We start from the raw sequence: 21,655 nt of genomic DNA on the forward strand, positions 1-21,655 counted from the left end.
TATGACTACTGTAACGAAACCTTTGCAACAAAAAACATCCATTTTTATTAAGATTATGATTCCCATTGTGATTACGCAAGTCGCGCTTTATCTAATGTCGTTCTTCGATATTCTCATGACAGGGCGCTACGACACGTTCCACTTAGCAGGCGTGACCATTGGCAGTTCCTTCTGGATACCAGTCTATACCGGCCTTTCGGGAATTTTGATGGGCCTGACTCCTATTATCGCACAGCAAATCGGTGCGAAGAATAAAAGCGATGTCCGTCCGACTGTCCAGCAAGCATTATACGTATCTCTCGCTCTTTCAGCAATCATTTTCGTGCTAATCCACTTTGTCGTGTTACCCGCCATTACGAGAATGCCACTGGATGCACCCGTAATAGAAGTAGCGTCTGCTTACTTGACTGGCATGAGTATCGGATTAGTTCCACTCATGGCCTATACCGTACTGCGTTCATTCTTTGACGCACTCGGTGCAACCCGTGTCTCGATGTTCATCATTCTGTTATCTGCACCCATTAATATCGCATTGAACTATTTATTAATTTTCGGTAACTTCGGTTTTCCAGAGTTAGGTGGTGCGGGTGCTGGGTATGCATCCGGATTCACCTACTGGCTCGTGTTCTTCATCGCGGTGCTAATCGCTTGGTCATCCCGCCACTTTAAAGAATTTACGCTGTTTAGTGGTTGGCAACGAATCTCTTTCCGCAAATGGAAAGAAATTTTACTTATTGGCGTGCCGATCGGATTATCCATTTTCGTAGAAACGAGTATCTTTTCTGTCGTAACATTATTAATGAGCAGTTATACCGCACAAGTCATCTCGGCTCACCAGATCGCGCTCAATTTTACGTCTCTCCTCTATATGGTGCCGTTAAGCGTCTCGATGGGTACGACGATACTAGTCGGTCAGTCAATTGGTGCGAATAAAACCAAGGACGCGCGCGAGTATACGTATCTCGGCATCGCGTTCGCTGTGGTTTTCAGTTTCTTATCCATATTCATTTTACTGATGTTCCGTGAGTCGATTGCTTCTATGTATACGACAGACACAGCGATTATTACACTAGCCGTGCATTTCTTCATCTATGCCGCACTCTTCCAGCTATCGGATGCGGTGCAAGCGCCGATCCAAGGTGCGTTGCGTGGCTATAAGGACGTGACGATGACATTCCTAGTCGGTGTCGTGTCATTCTGGCTCATTGGGTTGCCTACAGGATTCGCACTCGCCCGCTATACGGAGCTAGGCGCATACGGATACTGGGTGGGTCTCATTGTCGGATTGACGGTGGGTGCAGTGATTCTGTCGTTTCGTTTGCGGTTTATACAGAATAAGTATCGTGATGTGGAATAACGAGTTGGGTACAGGCTGATGGAGTTTTGATTCCATTGGCCTTTTTTGTGTCTGAAGTGAATGAGAGCCATGCAAGTTATGTTCATTCATTCGTCTAACGCGCTCATAGTTCATCTGTATCCGCTCTATGGTCAACGTGAAGTGCTCTATGATACGTGGCAACCGCTCTATCAAAGTCCACAACCGCTCATACTGCACGTCAAGCGCTCTATACTAACCTGTATCCGCTCATTACCCCTCGCATCTCTATCAGTCTCAACTACTCTCTTGAACTTCTACAACGGAAATCGTGCAGTCTCTAACTCTCGCCATTAAAAAAAGACTAACGGAAATCAATCCGTTAGTCTCACTAGTCTTACTTCTGTATAAACTGCTGTGTCCAATAATGTCCATTGGCATCATAACCGATACCGATATGCGTAAACCCAGGCGTTAGGATATTCTGACGGTGTCCAGCTGAATTCATCCAAGCTGTCACGACATCCTGTGCACTGCGCTGCCCCATCGCGATATTCTCAGCTGCCGAACGGTATGTAACGCCATTCTGTTTCATTTGATCAAACGGTGAACCATATGTCGGGCTCGTATGAGAGAAATAGTTGTTCTTTGCCATATCCGCTGACTTCTGCTTTGCGGACTTCTGTAAGTTTGCATCGATCTGCAACGGCTTGAGGCCTGCCTTCGTACGTTCCGCATTCGTCAAATCGAGTACGGCTTGCTCTGTAGCAGACACATTCGCTGTCTGTTGCTGTGCCGGCTTGTCTGTTTGCGGCTTTTCCACTGGTTTGGTAGGTTGAGTAGGTTGTTGTGCAGGCGGTGTCGGTTTCGCTACCGGTTTACTAGCTTGCTGCGGCTTCTGATAGTTGCCCCAGTAACATGAGTAATCCTGCTTGTTCGATACACTCCACGTATACGTGTGAGTTTGCACCTGATTTGTCGTGCTTGCCTCTGCTGCATGTGTAGGCAATAAAATAGCTGAGCTTAATAAGATGAGTGATAAAGGTTTTTTCATCTTGGTCCCTCCTTCTCTACGTGAACTAGCATAACGTCAAAGAAAAGGAGAGATATTGGTCATTCTAACCAATTTGTCCAACAAACTCTACAATGCTATGGAATGAGAGTTTGAGAACCGTATAATTAGCAACCTTATCCAATAGAGAAGACTATTAACAACAGATTGCTATTGACAACTAGTCTTTTGGCGAATATTCGATGTCGGTGAGTTGCTCCCCGATGATCACCAATTTAGACGGAATTTGCATATATTCCGGAATCCAGTTGACCATGCCATATGCATATTGGAATAAATGCGAGTACCGGGAACCTTCTAGTTGGATATAGCCTTTCATCCGGTAAACGCTGTCGGGTAATGTCCGCACCCAGTCTTCAAAATGTTGTTGGTTGATCGGTGTATCAAACGCCAACACTTTTGAAGCGAGTGGCAATCCACTACCTGTTGTGACCGGCTGTTTGGGTGCTTCCACATTGACCATCTTCTCGATATAGCTGAAATCGACTTTCGCGTTCATGGTCTGGACGAGTGGTGCGTAACTATTAAATTGTGTCACTTGCATCGTCACGAAAGCCAATTGATTGTCTGTCAGCAAATCCGTTTTATTAAGCACCATGAAGTGTGCGTGGCGAACTTGTTCGAGGAATAAAGCCTGTATACGTGGTGACAGCTTATCACGGTCGATCCAGCGCTTGGCGTCCACTACAGTAACAATTCCCTTGACGTCTAGTTTTTCTGCGAATAACGGCGAGTAAACGGCGTCTAACGCTTCTACGGGGTGAGCAGCACCTGTTGTTTCAATGAACAGTACGTCAATCTCTGGATAATCTGCTAGTAAGCCTTGTAGTTGTGCCTCTGTAGATTCCGCACCCGTACAGCATATACAGCCGTTTAATAATTCCTTTAATGGAACCTCTCCTGCATCCTCGACGATTTGACTGTCGATATTCAGTTCTCCGAATTCATTCATTAGAACAGCTGGTTGTCTTCCTGATTTCTTTACCTGGTCTACCAGATTAACGAGTAGTGATGTCTTACCGCTTCCGAGAAAGCCGCTGAGTAAATATACATCGATCATAGTTATATCATCCTTTTCCATAGAGAACACGCGCCCAACGATTGCTGGACGCGTGGATCTTTGATTATGAGTTAATTTCTTTTAACACGACTTCTTTCGCTTTCAGCAATTGCGGGTCATCTTCTTTCATCTTGTCCCGTAATTTCTGCATTAAGCCGACTGTTGTATCGCCAGTCAAGATGCCTGTCTGCTCTTGTGATAGATCTTTCTGCAACGCTTTAACGGCTTGTGCTGTATCTGCGTCGTAGAGACCATCTGTTTCTCCTGGGTCATACCCTACCGCTTCTAACATCTCTTCTGCCGCTTGTACGGAAGGTGAGACGAGACCTTCGTCCATCTCTTCAGATGAATCTAGGAAAGGGAGTGACGCATACGAAGGGTATGGTACTTTCACGTCAGGCACGATCCCTTTTTTATGGATCCAGTTGCCGTCTGGAGTTAACCATTTCGCTGTCGTTAATTTCAAGTTGGAGCCATCCGGTAATTGAGTCGGTGTTTGAACCGTTCCTTTACCAAACGTCTTGACGCCGACAATTGGAATACCCGCAGACTCTTTTAACGCACCTGCTAAGATCTCAGACGCGGACGCACTGCCCTCATCTACGATCAACGCGACAGGAACGGTTACTTTCTGTCCGTCAGACGAAGGGTACGCTTCCGGTGCTTTACCTTTTTCCTCCGTTTGGAATAAAACCTTGCCATCCGGAACGAATAAGTCGGAAATGTCGATTGCACCGCTTAAGATGCCACCTGGATTTTGACGCACATCAATGAGTACGCCTTCCATGCCTTTATCAGTCATTTCATTCAGGGCTTCGAGTAATTCTTCGTACGTATGTTCAGAGAACGATGTGATATTGATATGTGCGATGTTATCGTCGAGCATTTCTGCATAGACGGTATTGATCGGAATCACATCACGAACGATTTTCACGTCAAACGGATCCGATTTCTCGCCGCGTCGAACAGATAATGTCACAGTGGACCCTTTTTCTCCACGGATGAGCAATACTGCTTCCGATGAAGACAAACCTTGTATGCTTTCGCCGTCTACTGATAGCACCGTATCATTTGGTAGTAAACCCGCTTTTTCAGCAGGTGAGTTTTTAATAGGTGACACGATACTAATATAGCCGTTCGACTCTTGAATTTCCGCACCAATTCCTTCGAAACTTGAAGATATGCTTTCGTTCAATTGCTTGGCTTCTTTTTCATTTAGATAATCGGAGTACGGATCACCCAATGAATCAACCATTCCGTTGATTGCACCGTCGATGACGACTTGATCGTCTACATCGTCAAAATAGCTTTCTTTCAGTTGATCGTATGCCTCATACAGTTTCTTGAACTCTTTTCGTTCCATACCTACTTGATTCGGTTTGACGACTTCTACTACTTTTTCGTCTCCTACTGTCAGTGCAACGAAGGTAACGGCGGCTGACGCCAGTACAAGGAAAAAAATGAGCATGATCAGAGAAAACGGTTTGATCCGAATAAAGCGAGTAGGTTTCTGCGCTTCCGGTTGAGGTTTCTCGTTCTCATGCGAATCGTTTTCGTTCATTGTCTTCCCTACTTTCCATATCCCTGCAAAAGACCGCTGCCAAGAGCGGTCTTTTGCAAGTTTCTATCTATTCTATTAGTCAGCAATTGCTGCGTCTAGCGCGACTTCGATCATCTCATTGAATGTCGTTTGACGCTCTTCAGGAGTCGTGATCTCTCCTGTGAGGATGTGGTCACTAACTGTTAGGACAGCGAGTGCTTGACGGCCATAGCGAGCTGCCAGCGTATAAAGTGCTGCTGCTTCCATTTCGACTGCCAATACGCCGTGACGCGCTAGTTTTTCATGCTGTGCGTCTTCATTATAGAAGAAGTCTTCTGTATAGACGTTTCCTACTTGTAAATGCAAGCCTTTTTCTTTCCCTGCATTATACGCTTTCATCAATAAATCAAAGTTCGCGATCGGCGCAAAGCGAATCGGACCGAATGTAACGTCGTTTAATGAAGAATTTGTTGTCGCACCTTGTGCCAGGATGACGTCACGTACTTTCACGTCTTTTTGAATCGCGCCACATGTTCCAACGCGGATCAATTTTTGAACGCCAAACTCCTGCATTAACTCGGTTACGTAGATAGAAATAGATGGAACACCCATTCCAGTACCTTGTACGGAAATGCGCTTGCCTTTGTATGTTCCTGTAAAGCCAAACATGTTACGTACTTCGTTATACTGTACGACGTCCTCTAAAAATGTTTCTGCGATATACTTCGCGCGCAATGGATCTCCCGGAAGAAGAACCGTTTCTGCGATATCGCCTGGTTTTGCATTAATATGTATGCTCATCTTTTTTCAGCCTCTTTTCACTAATTTGTTATTATCATACAGTGAATAATGGCGAGATGCAATGAAACCCTCGCCATTTATCTACTGCAAAGCTCTTGATAGATTGCGTATATTTCGTCAAATGTAGTGGAACGTAAATGATCATCCGCCATGTCCTCGACGTAACGCGACAATGAATCGAAATCCTCTTCATCCTTCGGGAAACCGGCATCGACAAACATTCTTTCTGCAAACAACGCCTTTACATCATCTTTTCCACCGCCACGGTAGCGTAGCGCGAAATGGTAAAAGGATCGATCCATCGTCGTCACCTACTTTCACTCAAATAGTCCTTTGTATTCTTCATAGCCTTCTTTTTCTAGGTCACTCACTGGAACGAAACGCAATGCCGCGGAGTTGATACAATAACGCAACCCGCCTTGATCTGTTGGTCCGTCAGGGAAGACATGTCCTAAGTGAGAATCGGCTGTCTTACTGCGTACTTCCGTGCGGCGCATACCGTGAGCAGTATCGAAATGCTCGGTTACTTCCACGGCTTCGATCGGCTTCGTGAAGCTCGGCCATCCGCAACCCGCGTCGTATTTATCGTTCGAGCTGAATAACGGTTTGCCTGACACGATGTCTACATAGATTCCGTCTTCGAAATGTGCATCATATTCATTACGAAACGGTGGTTCTGTTCCGCTTTCTTGCGTCACATGATACTGCATCTCTGTTAATTCAGTACGTAAGTTTTTTTTCATGAACGATTCCCCCAATTTTCTTCGATAAATCCTGCACGACCTGATCCGACAGTGTAACGTGCGTAGTGATCTGGGTTCTTTTCATAATATTGCTGGTGATATTCTTCAGCTGGATAGAATACTTCCGCTGGGAAAATATCTGTCACAATCGGTGCGCTAAACTTGCCGCTGTCTTGTAAAGCTTGCTTCGATTGTTCTGCTGCTTGTTGTTGCTCGTCCGAGTGTGTGTAGATTGCTGACTTATATGATTCACCACGGTCATGGAATTGGCCGCCTGCGTCAGTAGGATCGATTACTTGCCAAAAAACAGTCAATAATTCTTCGTAACTAATGATACTATCGTCGAATTCGATCTCTACGGCTTCTCGGTGACCCGTTGTATTGGAACAAACTTCTTTGTACGTTGGATTGACGGTATGTCCTCCAGTATAACCACTCGTTACGGAATGTACTCCATCGTATTGGTCGAATGGCTTGACCATACACCAGAAGCATCCACCTGCGAAAGTTGCGAGTTGTGTTGACATAGTAATTGCCCCCTTAGTTTTTCGGTATCAATACTTCCAATATAATCTCATCTTCTGCTAAATTCACTTCTTTTGCCTTCACTTGGACGTCGCCCGAGATCGGCAAGTCCTTCAAATCGATGAAAATTTCTTCTTCTTTCGGTCGAACGACCATCCACTTTGGTAGCTCTACTGAACTTTTCAGTAATTTTAGTACCGTAGAAGGCGGTACATTCAACTGTCCTAATTCCATGGACGATTGCTTGAGAATTAAGTTTCCATCTTTTCGTACGATTGGATCAAAATGCATGGCGAGCGGTAATGTATGCGAGAATACCGTAAGTTCGGACGTCAACACTACATCGTCGCGCATCTCTAGTTCCACTGGCAATTTGCCTTTAACCGCTTTTCTGATATATGTGTTCGCTATTCCTTCAAAATTCACTTTGGTTGTATTTAGTGCCAAAGTATAGCCTTCCCCTTTTGCCTCTTTATCTTCCGGTAGGGGTGGAGAAGCGGTGGCACCACTGATGAGGATAATTACTCCCACGAGAGCCGCCGCCACTATTCCTGCCAGGCTGAAAAACGCTACTTTCCAAATATTCATATTGTACTTCACTCCACTTCCAGGTCAACCGCTGAACAGCTTTTAATTTCTCTTACAAAACGCTCTTCCATCAAATCATATCCTTTACTATTAGGATGAAAGAAGTCTGTGTGATAAACCAGGTTTTCATTCGAATTAAATAAATCTTTTACCGGAACAAAGCAAGCCATGCCGTCTTGTTCCACTTGTTCTTCAATTGAGCGGTTCCAGTCGGCGATAATGTCTTCGAACTCCTGTACCTCGTCCGTTACGACGGAGAACGGATTGTAAAGACCCGCCACGATAATCGGTGCATCCGGGTTATACAGACGCAAAATCTCGAACAACTCTTCAATTCTATTTTCGAATTTACCGAGCGCCTTATAGAAATCAGACATTTTCATCTGCATGAAGTTCCCTTTGACGACTTTCATGATGTCATTGCCACCGATCGTAAAGACGATATAATCTGCCTGAATGATCGCTTCTTGTACGTCTTCATCTTGCAATTGCTTCAAAAACTGGTCGCTACGCCGTCCGCGTTTTGCTAAATTCACGGCGTCCACTTCCATAATGCCTTTCCATTGTTCCATGTCCGACGTCAAACGGCCGAAATATCCGCCTTCTTTACGTTCATCGCCGACTCCTTGTGTCAATGAATCACCTAGCCCTAAGACGTTCACACGTTTTGGAATAAATGTTTCTGGCACAATAAACGGATCGAACGCAACGGTTTCACGTTCCGCAAGCGTCGTCTCTTTTTTGCTGAATGGGGCCTGGCACCCTGCTAAGAACAATGAAAAGACGAGACCTAGCACTAGCATTCTTCTCATAATGTCATATCCTTTGTAGTTAGTATCACTCGGTGTAATACATGAATCCGATCGCGCCTTCTCCTGTATGTGTACTGACGATCGGTGTCGTAAATGTCAGCATCACGTGAATCCCCAGCTCTTCTATCTTGCTTTTAAGCGGTTCCGCCATTGCCAGACCGTTTGCATGGGCAATCCCGACACTACGAATTACTTTCCCTGCTGTTTCTTTCTTAAACTCATCAAATAAATACGAGACTACTTGTTTATGGCTACGCACCTTTGCGACTGGTGAATAGACCCCGTCCTTTAGCGACGCAATAGGCTTAATATTCATGAGGGATCCGAACATCGCTTTCCCTTTGCCAATACGTCCGCCTTTTACCATGTTATCTAGAACATCCAGTACGACGAATAGAGAGGAACTTTTACGTACATGATCAATTGCCTCCACAATCTCCGCTACCGTCTTGCCTTCTTCAGCCAGTCGGCATGCTTCAAGCACTTGGAATGACAGTGCGTGTGAAATATACATCGAGTCGATAACCGTAACGTCTGCGTTTGACGCGTGAGCTGCTGTCTCCGCGGATTTCACTGTCCCACTCATGCCACCCGTCATATGAATCGAGATGATTTGAGATCCATCCGCACCCAGTTCATCATAAAGATTTTGGAATACGCCGACTGCCGGCTGTGAACTTTTCGGTAATTCTTTTGCGTCGCGCATCAAGTCAAGAAATTCTTCCGCTTGGATTTCTACGCCGTCAATATAGGACTTGTCATTGACGATCAGCGTTAAAGGTACAACATGGATATTGTATTGAGCAATCACTTCATCCGTTAAATCTGCAGTGGAATCCGTGACGATATGAACTTTTTTCATGATTTCTATCTCCTTCGCGTGTGGCTTTTGCGATTTTTTTCGCTGTATTTGGTATAGTGTGTTGCAGGAGGTGCTAAAAGAATGGAAGAGTCATTCGATTACAAGAATTTGCAGGAAGAACGCTGGAACGCAATCACGCATGCCATCGGGTTCTTACTCAGCATACCTGCACTGGTCTTGCTGATCTTAAAAGGTGTGAAACAAGGTACCGGAATTGCCATAACGAGCTTCACCATTTTTGGCGTGTCCATGTTGTTACTATTTCTCGCGAGTACGCTATTACATAGTATGCCGGTCAAATTGAAATCGTTTTTCGCGATTCTCGACCATTCCGCCATTTATGTACTGATTGCCGGAACGTATACGCCATTTTTGCTTGTCACCTTAAAAGGGGCACTGGGCTGGACGTTATTCGGTATCATTTGGGGATTGACCTTGTTCGGCATCTTGTTCAAGATCTTTTATATTCATCGCTTCGCCAAACTATCACTTGCCCTCTATCTCATTATGGGCTGGCTCATCGTGTTGGCGATTAAACCATTATATAATGCACTACCCACGCAAGGCGTATGGTTGCTCGTGATCGGAGGGTTGTTCTATACAGCGGGCGCGTACTTCTTCATGTCACGCCGTGTACCGTACAATCACGCGATCTGGCACCTATTCGTTATGGCAGGTAGCGCATCAATGTTCTTTAGCGTTCTTCTCTATGTATAGAGAGGAACGTTATTTTTTATCCCAAATTTGGTACGTGTATGCGGTGCCGTCTTTCGCATAATGCGGCTCGGACTTGCTTGTTAACACATAGTCTTCTTCGTATTCTGGGAAGAACGTATCACCTGGGTAATTTTTCTCAATGACCGTCACATACAATCTGTCTGCATTATCTGCCATCGACATCTTGAAAATCTCCGCGCCACCGATGACCATTACTTCGTCCGCATAGTCTTTCGCAAGTTTCACGGCACTGTCCATATCATGAACGACCGTTACCCCGTCCGCTTCATAATCTGTATTGCGCGTGATGACAATATTCAATCTACCTTTTAACGGGCGACCAATCGATTCAAACGTCTTGCGACCCATGATCATCGCCTTACCCATCGTCTTCTCTTTAAAATATTGAAGTTCTTCCGGAATATACCATGGCATCTCATTGTCCTTGCCAATCACTCTGCCTAGGTCATGTGCCACTAATAATGAAATCATTGTATGTCCTCCTTATACTGCGATTGGTGCTTTAATTCTCGGATGCGGATCGTACCCTTCAATTGAAATATCCTCTGCCGTCAAATCAAAGATCGATCGACCGTCGTAATTGACTTTCAATGTCGGTAATTCCTTCGGCTCTCTCGCTAATTGCTCATGTACTTGATCAATATGGTTTTGATACAAGTGTGCGTCCCCTAGTGTATGGACGAATTCGCCTACTTCTAAACCACATTCATGCGCAATTAAATGAATAAGTAATGCATACGACGCGATATTGAACGGTACACCGAGGAAAACGTCCGCGCTGCGCTGATAGAGCTGGCATGATAACTTGCCGTCCGCTACATAAAACTGAAATAGTAAGTGGCATGGTGGCAGCGCCATATCATCCACTTCAGCCGGGTTCCACGCTGTGACGATGTGGCGGCGTGAATCCGGATTGTTTTTGATGCTGTCAATTACTTGTGCAAGCTGATCGATGACACCGTTTGCGCTATCCCACGCTCTCCATTGCTTACCGTAGACAGGACCTAAATCCCCGTGCTCCTTCGCAAATTCCTCGTCAGCTAAGATTTTCTCTTTAAATGAAGCGAGCTCCGCTTTATACGTAACCGCAAATTCTTCATCCTTCAGTACACGGTGACCGAAATCCGTCATATCCGGTCCTGTATACGCTTCACTTTTCACATACCGCTCAAATGCCCATTCATCCCAAATTCCATTACGCTCTTGAATCAACGTCCGGATATTGGTATCACCTTTAATAAACCATAGTAATTCCGAGACAATCAAACGAAACGCCGTCTTTTTTGTCGTTAATAAAGGAAACCCTTGCGCTAAATTAAAACGCATTTGATAACCGAAGACACTGTATGTCCCCGTACCCGTACGATCTCCCTTTTTTGTTCCTGTTTCCAGAATATGTTGACATAGATCTAAATATTGCTTCATGCTTCAAGCTCCCTCATAAGAAATTACACCTATTATAACATTGTTTGTGTTAGTACAAAGAGAAAGACATTGGAATTGGGTACAAAAAAACACACCGGGAAACGACCGGTCAAGAAAGCCGTTTTACGGTGTGATGCAAATTCTATTAAAAATAATTTATTTCTTCTTGCGTCTAATTTTACCTACTATGTATTCTTGAATAAAATAAATAATAAGCAAGCTAGTTTGTATTTGTGTCACATCTTTTGATTTCATATTTTCTTTCTCTTCATTCTCTTTTACACTTTTATTTATGCAAAGAGTACTTCTTTTGATATCCGCTATTTCCTCTTCAAGCTCCGCAATTTTTTTGGCAGTTTGAATCCTTCTAGAAGAGTCATCAATTTTATCAGTTTGATATTTTTCTTTAGTAACTAAGTGAAAGTCGCTTTTGGGAACTTTTAAAAAATCTATGAAATTAGAGCATGCTTCGAATGTAGATAATGCAATCAATAAAAATTGTCCTATAGTCAGTTTATCAGGTATATCAAAACCAATACTATTTATAGTATTGCCATCTACAGTAACATTCAGTAATAATGTTCCAAAGGCTAAAAGTATATAAAAAGCAAATTTAAATATTGCAAGATATTTTTCAAAGTTGATTATTTGGGATTTGAATACTATACCGATAATTCCTCCGGCTAAAATCAGAATAATAATAGGCAATATCAAAGGCGAGTACACATCAAGATCCAACTTCAAAACATCCATTTGATCACCTCGTTTCACATCTCTCTACGTTGCCGCATTGTGACAGGTTTCACTTGTCTTTACACAATTCTAGCCTGGCGAACCTAAAGGAACTAAAGAATCGTCTTATTTACTCAACAATGTTTCAGCTCAAATCAAAAAACCGCATAAAACCGATCTTCTACAAACTTGGTTTCACACGGTTTTTATTCAATTCAGTTTTCTCACAACAAAACTTTAACGACTTACGATAGCCATTTCGGTGGTGTGTTCTTCGACCAGTAAATATCCCCAACTGAATGGTGCGCCACAAATCCATCATCCGCTGTATGGTAATGGAAGTTATAGAAGTAACCGTCCACTGGTCGCTTTTCCGTCCGGACGTGGAATTTAATCAGATCTTCATTCGCAGTCTTGTCGTAGACATGAAAAATCTTTTCCGCATAATCGCCTGAAGGCTGTTCTGTGATTGCGAGACGGCGATCTGCTGCATTATGTACGGTCGTTTGGATCACTGCTTCGATTCGTGGGAAAATCTCGTTATCGAATTCATTCTGGATTACGGGGCCGATACGCTGTCCGAATTTTTCATATGTTAATAGACGTGCGTGTGCGACCAATTGCTGTTCTTCGGTGTAGCTGTCAAGTGTCAGTAAGTCATTTCGGTTGTCTTGCAGTTCAAGGGAATACTCCATGCCTTCTGCGTGGGTTCCAGATTCATTTGGTTCATTCTTATCCGTAAAGTTTGTCCAAATTTCATGATTGGGTGTAATGATGCCCAGTGTCAACACGGCGACAGATGCGATCATCAGCCGCTGTAACCATTGCTTCATTTCCATCACTCCTTCAACATTCCGTCATACATCTACATAACTCATACGAAAAGCGTCACAAAAGGTTTCATCTTTTACTATTTCATTGTACAATAAAGTCAAACTTCAATCATCAATTTTCACAAAATGTTCTCTGATTGTAAGTTAAGCGGATTTCAATCAACGCGCTACATATAAAGGAGGTCGCAACAATGGATGTTAACTTACTATTAGGTATTGGTATGCTTGTATTGACTTTGTACTTGAGCTCCCTTAATTTCACGCACTAATTCAAAAGCGAAGAACGCCTTTTAGTCGCGACAGACTGGCGTTATGAAAAAAACACAAAAAGACTGTATGGCTTAATAAAAAGCTATACAGTCTTTTCTATGTTAGTCGTTAAGCAAAGAATTGTGGCGATACCAGATAAAGTCTATCTCATTTCTCCAGCACACCATAATGTACTTTCGTATACGGGCGAATTTGCTGAATAAAGCCGAAGCGTTCAAACATCGGTGACTGGTAGTGATCTTTCAGTACGACTCGTCGTCTACATACGCGCAAAGCTTCTGTAACCCATTCTTCAGTGATAGTATCCGTCACGCCAATTTCCCGTAGCACTTCAAAATTGGAAGACTCTTCGATCGGTGTCGTGAACATCGGATCGAGGAATACAACGTCGCGTGAGTTCGCTTCGCAAGTTTTCAGGAAATCTATTGCTTCCGCATGAATGACTTGGACTCGTCTCATCGCTTCTTGTAGTAGTGAAAAGTCGATCGGGAAGTTATGCAATCCGACTTTGGTTAGAAAAGCGACGATTTGATCTGCTTCGATCCCTTCCACTGTTCCTTTTTCTCCCACGGTGCTCGCCGCAATGATCGCATCAGAGCCTAGACCGAGTGTACAGTCGAGGAAAGAGTCTCCTGGTTTGAGATCAGCTGCCGCCACGAGTGGATCTATTTCACCTTTTAGTATACGTTTTAAGCGATAGGTGGCAGAGTTCGGATGAAAGAAGAACGGTTCGGTACTATCTTTTTTGTAAAACGAATAGCGGTCCTTCCCCGCCACTAAGACATCTGCTTGATAGATGTCTTGAAGTGTAGGGATAGACCGCTTTTTTCGTTCGACGACAGGTGCCTGTAACGCGTCCGCTGCTTGATGCATCAGTGTAGTGGAATGTTCATCAGGGCGTCCTGCTGTCGTAATGATCACGTTCACTGAGCGACAACTTTAGTTAAGACGTCGACGAGGTGATCTTTAATTTGATCTTTCTGGAAGTTCTCGATTTGTTCACGTGGAATAAAGTATGCCACTTTGCCTTCATTCCAAATTGCGATGGATGGCGAACTTGGTGGAATTTCCGGGAAGTACGAACGGAATGTTTCCGTCGCTTCTTTATCTTGTCCAGCAAACACCGTAAATAGGTGATCCGGTTTTACTTCTTCTATTGCCTCGCGTACTGCTGGACGTGCTAAACCTGCCGCACAGCCACATACCGAGTTGATCATGATGATTGCTGAACCTTCCAAGTCTTTAAGCGTATCGTTGACTTCATCAGCCGTTGTTAGTTCTGTAAATCCTGCAGTCGTTAGTTCTTCGCGCATCGGTGTAACAATCCCGCGCATGTACTCATCATAAGCGTTCATTTGAATATCTCCGCCTTTCATGGGGTTAAGTGTTTTATGTCGTACTGATTTCAATAGTAAAGGATAGAAGGAATTATTTCACGTGATTGAGTTGGCGAATAATAGAATATTGTATTCGCTGATATTCTTCAAGCAAATAATCCGCTATATGAATCAACATTCATTCATGATAAAATTGTCTTACTATTCTATGAAAATGATGAGGAGTGTGAAATATGGGCAAATTAGTAGATAAGATTGCGGTCGTAACAGGTGCAGCACAAGGAATTGGAGAGAAGGTAGCGGCACGATTACTCGACGACGGAGCAACAGTAATCATACTAGATGTCAATTTCGAGAAGTTGGAACGAACAGCTTCCGTGTTGGATACCTCAGGTGAGAACGTCTACCCTATGAAGTGCAACGTAGCCGATCCAGAAGAAGTGACGAAAACATTTTCTACTATTTACGAGAAGTTCGCCAAGGTCGATATATTGGTCAATAACGCAGGTATAACGAGGGATTCGTTTTTCCACAAAATGACGCCGGAGCAGTGGCATTCTGTACTGGATGTCAACCTCAATAGCATGTTCTATACGTGCCGAGCCGTCATTCCCCATATGCGTTCGCAGCAATACGGCAAGATCGTCAATGTCTCTTCCTCTTCCAGCTGGGGCAATTTGGGTCAAGGAAATTACAGCGCTTCGAAAGCGGGTGTACTTGGTTTGACACGAACGCTAGCTAAAGAAAACGGCGCTAAGCAGATAACGGTCAATGCGATTGCACCGGGACAGATCAATACCGATATGACGAAGAATTTGCCGGATGATGTGAAGAAAATGGCGACGATGTTAACGCCTGCTGGTCGTATGGGTGATCCTGCGGAAGTAGCTTCGGTTGTTGCGTTTTTAGCTTCAGATGATTCGAGTTTTGTTAACGGAGAGTGTATTAGTGTCAGTGGCGGATTTTTGATGGTGTAATGTAAAAATATACCTGCGTGAGAACTTCTTGATTGTCCTCACACAGGTATATTTTTTACGTTAAACGCTTGCTTAGAGGCTTGAATTTAATAGCTCTTTGCAGTCTAGGAATTAATATAATAGACAGAATCGTAACTCCGATATCAAGTGGTAAATAAGCAACCATCCAGGACCAAGCAAGTACATAACTAAAGCCAGCAGGCGCTTCTACCCAGTATACATACGCAAAATACATATAATTCGTACCGATTATGTAGTTCACAGCAATTGCGAGAATTCCTGCCCCCGCATAACTAAACCACGACGGTTTACGCTCGAAAAACTTCCCCACGATATAAGCTACGAAGATAAAGGAAATAATGTAACCAAACGTCGGGCTAATGAAACTACCGAGTCCCCCTTTAAATTGTGCAAAAATCGGAGCACCTGCTAACCCAATAAATAAATACGCAAACATAGACAAGGCACCTAATCGGCTACCTAGTAATCCCCCTGCCAATATTGCAAATAGCAACTGAAGCGTGACGGGCACACCTCCAATCGTCAGTAGTGGTGCTATGTTCGCTCCCACCCCCATCAATGCTGCAAATAATGCACAAAGTACAAGTTCTTTTGCTTTCATTTTCTGATCCTCCTACTTTCTATTGTTGTCTCACATTTTATATGTTAACATAACTTAGTATTTAGTTAACCTATATTTTAAAAAGGAGATTATAATGTGTCGATATTATTCATTACTGGAACAGATACTGATGCCGGAAAAACCGTAGCCACTGTGTTACTCAGTGACTTTTTATCTACTAACGGGCGGAATTTCGTCCCGTTTAAACCTATCCAAACAGGGGCAGTTTTACGCAATGACAGCTTTGCAGCGCCAGATATGATGACGTATGAGCTGGCGTCAGGCAAAGAACAACTTTCCCCCGACTATTTATTCACTACACCTTGCTCGCCTCATTTGGCTGCCAGTTTGGAAGACGCACAAATCGATATTAATAGATTGACACAAACGGTGAAGAAACTTAGTGAAAGTTATGACGGCATCGTAGTAGAAGGAGCGGGAGGATTATATGTGCCGCTTACCTCGGAAGGATATTGCATGATTGACTGGATGGAAGAATTGATGGCACCTGTGGTATTAGTGGCACGAGCGGGAGTTGGGACGATCAACCACACACTCCTTTCAATCGAAGCAATGAAAGCAAGAGGGATTCGAATCGCAGGGCTTTTATTCAATGATATGGCGCAATACTCCCCCCATATCATCAAAGACAATGTGGAAATGATCTATAAGCTGAGCGGTGTCCCAGTGATTGGGATTATTCCCTATCAGAAAAACATTGAAGAAACGTTGATGGATTCGGAAAAGAGAAAGAAATGCTACGAAGAATGGAATTATACAATTTTAGAGGAGGCGTTACAGAGTGGAAGCAAATCAATTACTCAAGAAAAGTAAGCAATATATGTGGCTGCCATTTACACAAATGTCGGATTACGAGAAAGACCCGCTCATCATTGCAAGCGGAGAAGGCGTGACAGTTACGGATATACATGGCAAAACGTATTTGGACGGCTATTCTTCTTTGTGGCTAAATGTTCATGGCCACCGAAAAAAGGAATTAGATGAAGCCATCCAAACGCAACTGCAGTCCATTGCTCATTCAACGTTACTCGGTGCTGCAAACATACCTTCAATTTTGCTGGCGGAGAAATTAGTGAAATTAGTGCCTGAAAGATTGACCCGTGTGTTTTACTCGGATAGTGGTGCGACGTCTGTTGAGATAGCGGCGAAGATGGCGTATCAATTTTGGCAGAATAAAGGTCTTGAGAAAAAAACACGCTTTGTGACAGTTAGCAACGGATATCATGGTGATACGGTCGGTACGATGAGTGTCGGTTCTATTGAACTGTATCATAAAGTCTATACTTCCCTATTATTTGATGCGCTCGTCATTCCATTCCCATCCGTTTACCGCCACCCTTCAGGTGATGAGAATATCGTGCGAGATGAAAGTCTGCAGGAACTGCGCTTGCTATTTGAAGAACGCCATGAAGAAATTGCAGGAATGGTGCTTGAGCCGATGATTCAAGGAGCGGGCGGAATGAATACGATGCCAGCAGGTTATTTAAAAGGCGTTGAACAATTGTGCAATGAATTTAACGTTTTACTGATTGTCGATGAAGTAGCTACTGGTTTCGGACGCACTGGAAAAATGTTTGCTGTCGAGCATGAAGAAATTCAGCCCGATCTCATGACTGTAGCAAAAGGACTTACAGGGGGCTATTTGCCAGTCGCTGCTACATTCGCGACGGAAGAAATCTACGATGCGTTTTATGGAGAATATAAAGAAATGAAAACATTCTTCCATGGACACTCTTACACGGGGAATCAGCTTGGATGTGCAGTAGCATTAGCTAACTTGGAAATTTTCGAGAAAGAGCAACTAGTAAAGCAGGCAGAGGAAAAGTCTACGTTTCTTAAAGAATTACTAGTGGACGTCAAGCAACTTCCGCATGTCGGAGACGTTAGACAATGTGGCTTGATGTGTGGAATTGAAATCGTGAAAGACAAGCACACAAAAGAGGCTTTCCCATTAGAAAGCCGTGTAGCTTACCGAGCTACACTGGAAATGAGAAAGCTCGGTTTGCTGACAAGGCCGCTCGGGGATGTTATTGTCCTGATGCCGCCTCTAGCTACTTCAAATGAACAGTTAGCGGAAATGGTTGCTCTACTGATAAAAGGTATTCAAGCAGTGACAGAGGAATCGGTAGTTATGGGTAGTATTCAGCGATAACTACAAACTTTATAAAGAAAGACTGCGCTAGAAACCATCATGGTTTCTAGCGCAGTCTTTCTTAAAACAGATATAAGTTAATCATCACTTCACAAACCGCTCCACCATTTCCCTAGTTACATTAAAACGTGGTTCCGATACATCGCCATCTACTTCCTCTACTCCAATTAATACGGAAATCACCCGTTCTCCATTGAATACCCCACTGCCCGTAAAACACGAACCTGCCGCATCGGTATATCCAGTCTTTAATCCATCGATGCCAGCCATTTGCATACGCATACCAGGCAACAATAAATTCGTATTCCACATCTTCATCCCTTCATCAGACATGAAGTGCGTCATACTGGCGAATTCCAATACTTCAGGATGCGTTGCGATGAGCCGATCAGCGATAACTGCCATATCGTGAGCAGATGCCAAATTGTTTTGATCCTCACCCCTGCCAAGATAATTGCCATCTAAGCCGTGCGGATTATAGAAAACGGTCTTCTTTAGCTTAAACGCACGTGCTTGTTCATTCATGATCGCAACAAAATCATCTTCTGTCCCTGCCACAATCTCAGCTAGCGCAAGAGCTGCATCATTTGCTGAAATGACCGTCATCGCCGTAAATAGTTCACGTACTGTATAGCTTTCGTTCGCTTTCATGCCGAGCTTCGCAGCACTAGCGAACTGTGCCATATCCATCACGGTGGGACTTGGTTGGTACGTAGTTTCCCAGGAAATCGTGCCGTTTTTGATCGTATTCAAAACGATATATTGTGTCATTAATTTTGTCATGCTAGCAATCGGTAATGGTTTTTTGCTGTTTTTTTCATATAACACCTCACCTGTATGTGCATTCAAGAGAATCATGGCCTTCGACGAGGCACTCCAATTTTCTTCTATCAATTGCACATCATTCCATTGGGTAACAACCGCATAGATCCCCAAACAGATGAGTAACACCAGTAGTAATTTCTTCATGTATACACCCGCCTATACTATTCATTATGAAGGAGAAGTCTGAAGAATGGTAGCAGACGTTTCTTAAGATTGTATGAAGAATAGTAAAATACTTTTAATGTAGAAAACGTGCTCTACTTTTAGTGAAAAGGTTTCATTTAGTTTGTCTAGTAGAAAATTGCCAGACCGCTAGTGGGTTGTTTATTACTAGAAACCTCTTCGCTCGCTAACTACTTTAGAACTGAATTTCGAAATCCGAAATATAATCTACCTATACATGTAAGCGTTTTCTATAATCTAACTATTCAGGCTACCGAACTATTAAATTGCGATAATCTAACCTAAATGGAAAGGAGAGCTACTGCTGGAGTAAAGTAAAAACATTTCTGAAAGGGTGAAGTGATTGAAGAAACGATTGAATTGGATTCTAGTACTTCCATTGAGTTTTTTGCTTTTATTCAGTACATTACCAGGAACTATACTTGCTAGCAATTGGGATACGGACTATTCAAATTATCGTCAGGTAGCAACTGGACTTGATGGTATGGTAACGACAGCGCATCCATTAGCATCGAAAGTCGGTGCCGATGTATTAGCGAATGGCGGGAATGCGATTGACGCCGCTGTCGCTATCCAATTTGCACTGAACGTGACTGAGCCTATGATGTCTGGTATTGGTGGCGGAGGATTCCTCATGTATTATGATGCCAATACGGATAAAACACAGATCATCAACAGCCGTGAACGCGCACCAGCAGGGGCTACTCCTACCATGTTTTTAGATGAAAAAGGCGAACCCATCCCCTTCTCTAAACGAGTGGAAGGTGGAAATTCAGTTGGTGTCCCAGGAACGTTAAAAGGACTAGAGGAAGCACTTTCACGCTTTGGTACTCTTCCAATGTCTGAATTAATTGACCCTGCAATTGACTTAGCTCGCAACGGTTTCCCGATTGACTCGGTATTAGCGGAAGCTATTGAAGAAAATAAGTTGAAACTAGCTTTCAAAGAGTCTGGAAAAGTATTCGTACCTGACGGCAAGCCTATGCGTGAAGGTGACCTATTAGTACAAAAAGACTTGGCGAAAACATTTGAATTAATTAAAAACCAAGGTACAGATGTATTCTATAAAGGAGAAATTGCACAAGCTATCGCAGGCGCAGTACAACAATATGGCGGCACTATGACACCTGAAGATTTACGTACATACGCGATTACGATGGACGACCCCATTTGGGGCGATTACAAAGGCTATCAGATTGCTAGCATGCCACCCCCTAGCTCTGGAGGCGTCTTCCTTCTTCAAATGCTTGGTATTCTGGATCACTTCAATCTATCTCAATACAACGTAAAGTCATGGCAGAAATATCACCTACTGGCGGAAACTATGCACCTCGCATATGCTGACCGTGCCATCTATGCTGGAGATCCTGATTTTGTCGATGTTCCTCTAAAAGGACTATTGAATCCACAATATATCCAGGAACGCACGAATTTGATCAACTTGGATCACATGATGAAAGATCCAAAAGCTGGCGACCCATGGAAGTATGAAAATAAACCGAATGCAACTGTAGCTACACTACAGCCTGCCCCAGACAAACTCGGTGAAACGACGCACTACTCTGTAACGGATCAATGGGGCAATGTTGTCTCTAACACGACAACTATTGAACAACTATTTGGTAGCGGAATCATGGTGCCAGGTTACGGAATTGTCCTAAATAACGAACTAACAGACTTCGACGCAGTACCAGGCGGAGCGAACCAAGTGGAACCGAATAAACGTCCACTCAGTAGCATGACACCAACTATCGTATTTGAAGATGGCAAGCCGGTTCTATCGGTTGGTTCCCCCGGTGGACCGACAATTATCACATCTGTTTTGCAGACAATTATTCACTCGATTGAATATGGTATGGAGCTAAAAGCCGCTGTAGAAGAGCCTAGAATCTATACGAACAGCACATCAACTTATCGTTATGAAAGCGAGATTCCACAACAAACAATAGAGTACTTGCGTGTACTCGGTCATCAATTTGGTGACAAGCCGACTACGATCGGGAACGTACAAAGTATTCTAATCGATCAAAAGGAAGGCGTCTATAAAGGCGTTGCTGATTCCAGCCGTAATGGAGCCGCAATTGGTGTAAGTAAATAAATTACCAACTATTATATATAGAAAAAGCATCTTATCCCCTGCTATATCAGCTAGGGACAAGGTGCTTTTTTTAGTGGAACATCTTTCGTGCGAAAAACATTCCTGTGCATTTCTGTAACAATCT

At 43.5% G+C, this 21,655-nt stretch carries 24 protein-coding genes; 6 read left to right on the forward strand and 18 right to left on the reverse strand.

The annotated features are described in order from the left end of the window. Nucleotide 1 precedes the first annotated feature (1 nt). Complete coding sequence (locus CSV72_RS03255) at nucleotides 2-1,357, forward strand: MATE family efflux transporter (RefSeq protein ID WP_099677074.1); 1,356 nt, start codon at nucleotides 2-4, stop codon at nucleotides 1,355-1,357. 355 nt (nucleotides 1,358-1,712) lie between these two features. Here CSV72_RS03255 and CSV72_RS03260 read toward each other — a convergent pair whose 3' ends face one another. From CSV72_RS03260 to CSV72_RS03305, 10 genes are all read right to left on the reverse strand, one after another. After that, on the reverse strand, nucleotides 1,713-2,369 hold the full coding sequence (locus CSV72_RS03260) for a CAP domain-containing protein (protein ID WP_099677075.1): 657 nt from the start codon (nucleotides 2,367-2,369) through the stop codon (nucleotides 1,713-1,715). Nucleotides 2,370-2,547: 178 nt separating this feature from the next. Then, on the reverse strand, nucleotides 2,548-3,447 hold the full coding sequence (locus CSV72_RS03265) for a CobW family GTP-binding protein (protein WP_099677076.1): 900 nt from the start codon (nucleotides 3,445-3,447) through the stop codon (nucleotides 2,548-2,550). A gap of 64 nt (nucleotides 3,448-3,511) precedes the next feature. After that, nucleotides 3,512-5,008 (reverse strand): lmo1851 family serine protease, encoded by a 1,497-nt coding sequence (locus tag CSV72_RS03270; protein ID WP_099677077.1) that lies wholly within the window; start codon nucleotides 5,006-5,008, stop codon nucleotides 3,512-3,514. A 75-nt stretch (nucleotides 5,009-5,083) separates the two neighbouring features. Continuing rightward, the gene (gene deoD / locus CSV72_RS03275) at nucleotides 5,084-5,788 is read right to left on the reverse strand and encodes a purine-nucleoside phosphorylase (protein ID WP_099677078.1); all 705 of its coding nucleotides are present in this window, start codon (nucleotides 5,786-5,788) and stop codon (nucleotides 5,084-5,086) included. A gap of 77 nt (nucleotides 5,789-5,865) precedes the next feature. Next, a complete protein-coding gene (locus CSV72_RS03280; protein WP_099677079.1) occupies nucleotides 5,866-6,090 on the reverse strand; it encodes a YozE family protein in 225 nt (74 codons plus the stop codon). A gap of 15 nt (nucleotides 6,091-6,105) precedes the next feature. Beyond that, nucleotides 6,106-6,531: a peptide-methionine (R)-S-oxide reductase MsrB gene (msrB, locus tag CSV72_RS03285; protein ID WP_099677080.1), complete on the reverse strand. Its 426-nt coding sequence runs from the start codon at nucleotides 6,529-6,531 to the stop codon at nucleotides 6,106-6,108. Continuing rightward, on the reverse strand, nucleotides 6,528-7,058 hold the full coding sequence (msrA, locus tag CSV72_RS03290) for a peptide-methionine (S)-S-oxide reductase MsrA (protein ID WP_099677081.1): 531 nt from the start codon (nucleotides 7,056-7,058) through the stop codon (nucleotides 6,528-6,530). Before msrA ends, msrB begins: the two co-directional genes overlap by 4 nt. A 13-nt stretch (nucleotides 7,059-7,071) precedes the next feature. Beyond that, a complete protein-coding gene (locus tag CSV72_RS03295; protein ID WP_099677082.1) occupies nucleotides 7,072-7,644 on the reverse strand; it encodes a YpmS family protein in 573 nt (190 codons plus the stop codon). Nucleotides 7,645-7,652: 8 nt separating this feature from the next. Then, nucleotides 7,653-8,456 (reverse strand): GDSL-type esterase/lipase family protein, encoded by an 804-nt coding sequence (locus tag CSV72_RS03300; protein WP_099677083.1) that lies wholly within the window; start codon nucleotides 8,454-8,456, stop codon nucleotides 7,653-7,655. Between the two features lie 25 nt (nucleotides 8,457-8,481). Further along, complete coding sequence (locus CSV72_RS03305; protein WP_099677084.1) at nucleotides 8,482-9,318, reverse strand: DegV family protein; 837 nt, start codon at nucleotides 9,316-9,318, stop codon at nucleotides 8,482-8,484. 81 nt (nucleotides 9,319-9,399) lie between these two features. Here CSV72_RS03305 and trhA point away from each other — a divergent pair, with 81 nt between their 5' ends. Beyond that, nucleotides 9,400-10,035 (forward strand): PAQR family membrane homeostasis protein TrhA, encoded by a 636-nt coding sequence (trhA, locus tag CSV72_RS03310; RefSeq protein ID WP_099677085.1) that lies wholly within the window; start codon nucleotides 9,400-9,402, stop codon nucleotides 10,033-10,035. Nucleotides 10,036-10,044: 9 nt separating this feature from the next. Here trhA and CSV72_RS03315 read toward each other — a convergent pair whose 3' ends face one another. The 6 genes from CSV72_RS03315 to CSV72_RS03340 form a co-directional block, all read right to left on the reverse strand. Continuing rightward, nucleotides 10,045-10,527: a dihydrofolate reductase gene (locus CSV72_RS03315; RefSeq protein WP_099677086.1), complete on the reverse strand. Its 483-nt coding sequence runs from the start codon at nucleotides 10,525-10,527 to the stop codon at nucleotides 10,045-10,047. A 12-nt stretch (nucleotides 10,528-10,539) separates the two neighbouring features. Further along, on the reverse strand, nucleotides 10,540-11,481 hold the full coding sequence (locus CSV72_RS03320; RefSeq protein ID WP_099677087.1) for a thymidylate synthase: 942 nt from the start codon (nucleotides 11,479-11,481) through the stop codon (nucleotides 10,540-10,542). A gap of 156 nt (nucleotides 11,482-11,637) precedes the next feature. Further along, a complete protein-coding gene (locus CSV72_RS03325) occupies nucleotides 11,638-12,252 on the reverse strand; it encodes a hypothetical protein (protein WP_158232135.1) in 615 nt (204 codons plus the stop codon). Nucleotides 12,253-12,458: 206 nt separating this feature from the next. Beyond that, nucleotides 12,459-13,046, reverse strand: a complete 588-nt coding sequence (locus CSV72_RS03330) for a YpjP family protein (RefSeq protein ID WP_099677089.1) — start codon at nucleotides 13,044-13,046, stop codon at nucleotides 12,459-12,461. A gap of 417 nt (nucleotides 13,047-13,463) precedes the next feature. Continuing rightward, nucleotides 13,464-14,237: a class I SAM-dependent methyltransferase gene (locus CSV72_RS03335; protein ID WP_233191053.1), complete on the reverse strand. Its 774-nt coding sequence runs from the start codon at nucleotides 14,235-14,237 to the stop codon at nucleotides 13,464-13,466. Nucleotides 14,238-14,239: 2 nt separating this feature from the next. Next, on the reverse strand, nucleotides 14,240-14,671 hold the full coding sequence (locus CSV72_RS03340; protein ID WP_099677090.1) for a BrxA/BrxB family bacilliredoxin: 432 nt from the start codon (nucleotides 14,669-14,671) through the stop codon (nucleotides 14,240-14,242). Nucleotides 14,672-14,886: 215 nt separating this feature from the next. Between CSV72_RS03340 and fabG the strand changes: the two genes are divergently transcribed. Continuing rightward, nucleotides 14,887-15,630 (forward strand): 3-oxoacyl-ACP reductase FabG, encoded by a 744-nt coding sequence (gene fabG, locus CSV72_RS03345; protein WP_099677091.1) that lies wholly within the window; start codon nucleotides 14,887-14,889, stop codon nucleotides 15,628-15,630. Between the two features lie 55 nt (nucleotides 15,631-15,685). On the opposite strand, the gene CSV72_RS03350 is transcribed toward fabG, so the two are convergent. Beyond that, nucleotides 15,686-16,252, reverse strand: coding sequence for a biotin transporter BioY (locus tag CSV72_RS03350; RefSeq protein ID WP_099677092.1), 567 nt, complete (start codon nucleotides 16,250-16,252; stop codon nucleotides 15,686-15,688). Nucleotides 16,253-16,348: 96 nt separating this feature from the next. Between CSV72_RS03350 and bioD the strand changes: the two genes are divergently transcribed. Both bioD and bioA read left to right on the forward strand, forming a co-directional pair. Continuing rightward, on the forward strand, nucleotides 16,349-17,086 hold the full coding sequence (gene bioD / locus CSV72_RS03355; protein ID WP_099677093.1) for a dethiobiotin synthase: 738 nt from the start codon (nucleotides 16,349-16,351) through the stop codon (nucleotides 17,084-17,086). Nucleotides 17,087-17,093: 7 nt separating this feature from the next. Then, complete coding sequence (gene bioA, locus CSV72_RS03360) at nucleotides 17,094-18,425, forward strand: adenosylmethionine--8-amino-7-oxononanoate transaminase (protein WP_233191059.1); 1,332 nt, start codon at nucleotides 17,094-17,096, stop codon at nucleotides 18,423-18,425. 84 nt (nucleotides 18,426-18,509) lie between these two features. On the opposite strand, the gene CSV72_RS03365 is transcribed toward bioA, so the two are convergent. Further along, a complete protein-coding gene (locus CSV72_RS03365; RefSeq protein ID WP_099677095.1) occupies nucleotides 18,510-19,394 on the reverse strand; it encodes a D-alanyl-D-alanine carboxypeptidase family protein in 885 nt (294 codons plus the stop codon). Nucleotides 19,395-19,776: 382 nt separating this feature from the next. Between CSV72_RS03365 and ggt the strand changes: the two genes are divergently transcribed. Further along, a complete protein-coding gene (gene ggt, locus CSV72_RS03370; protein ID WP_199170040.1) occupies nucleotides 19,777-21,531 on the forward strand; it encodes a gamma-glutamyltransferase in 1,755 nt (584 codons plus the stop codon). Nucleotides 21,532-21,655 lie beyond the last annotated feature (124 nt).

The sequence above is a fragment of the Sporosarcina sp. P20a genome, assembly GCF_002743175.1.
Classification (GTDB): Bacteria; Bacillota; Bacilli; order Bacillales_A; family Planococcaceae; genus Sporosarcina.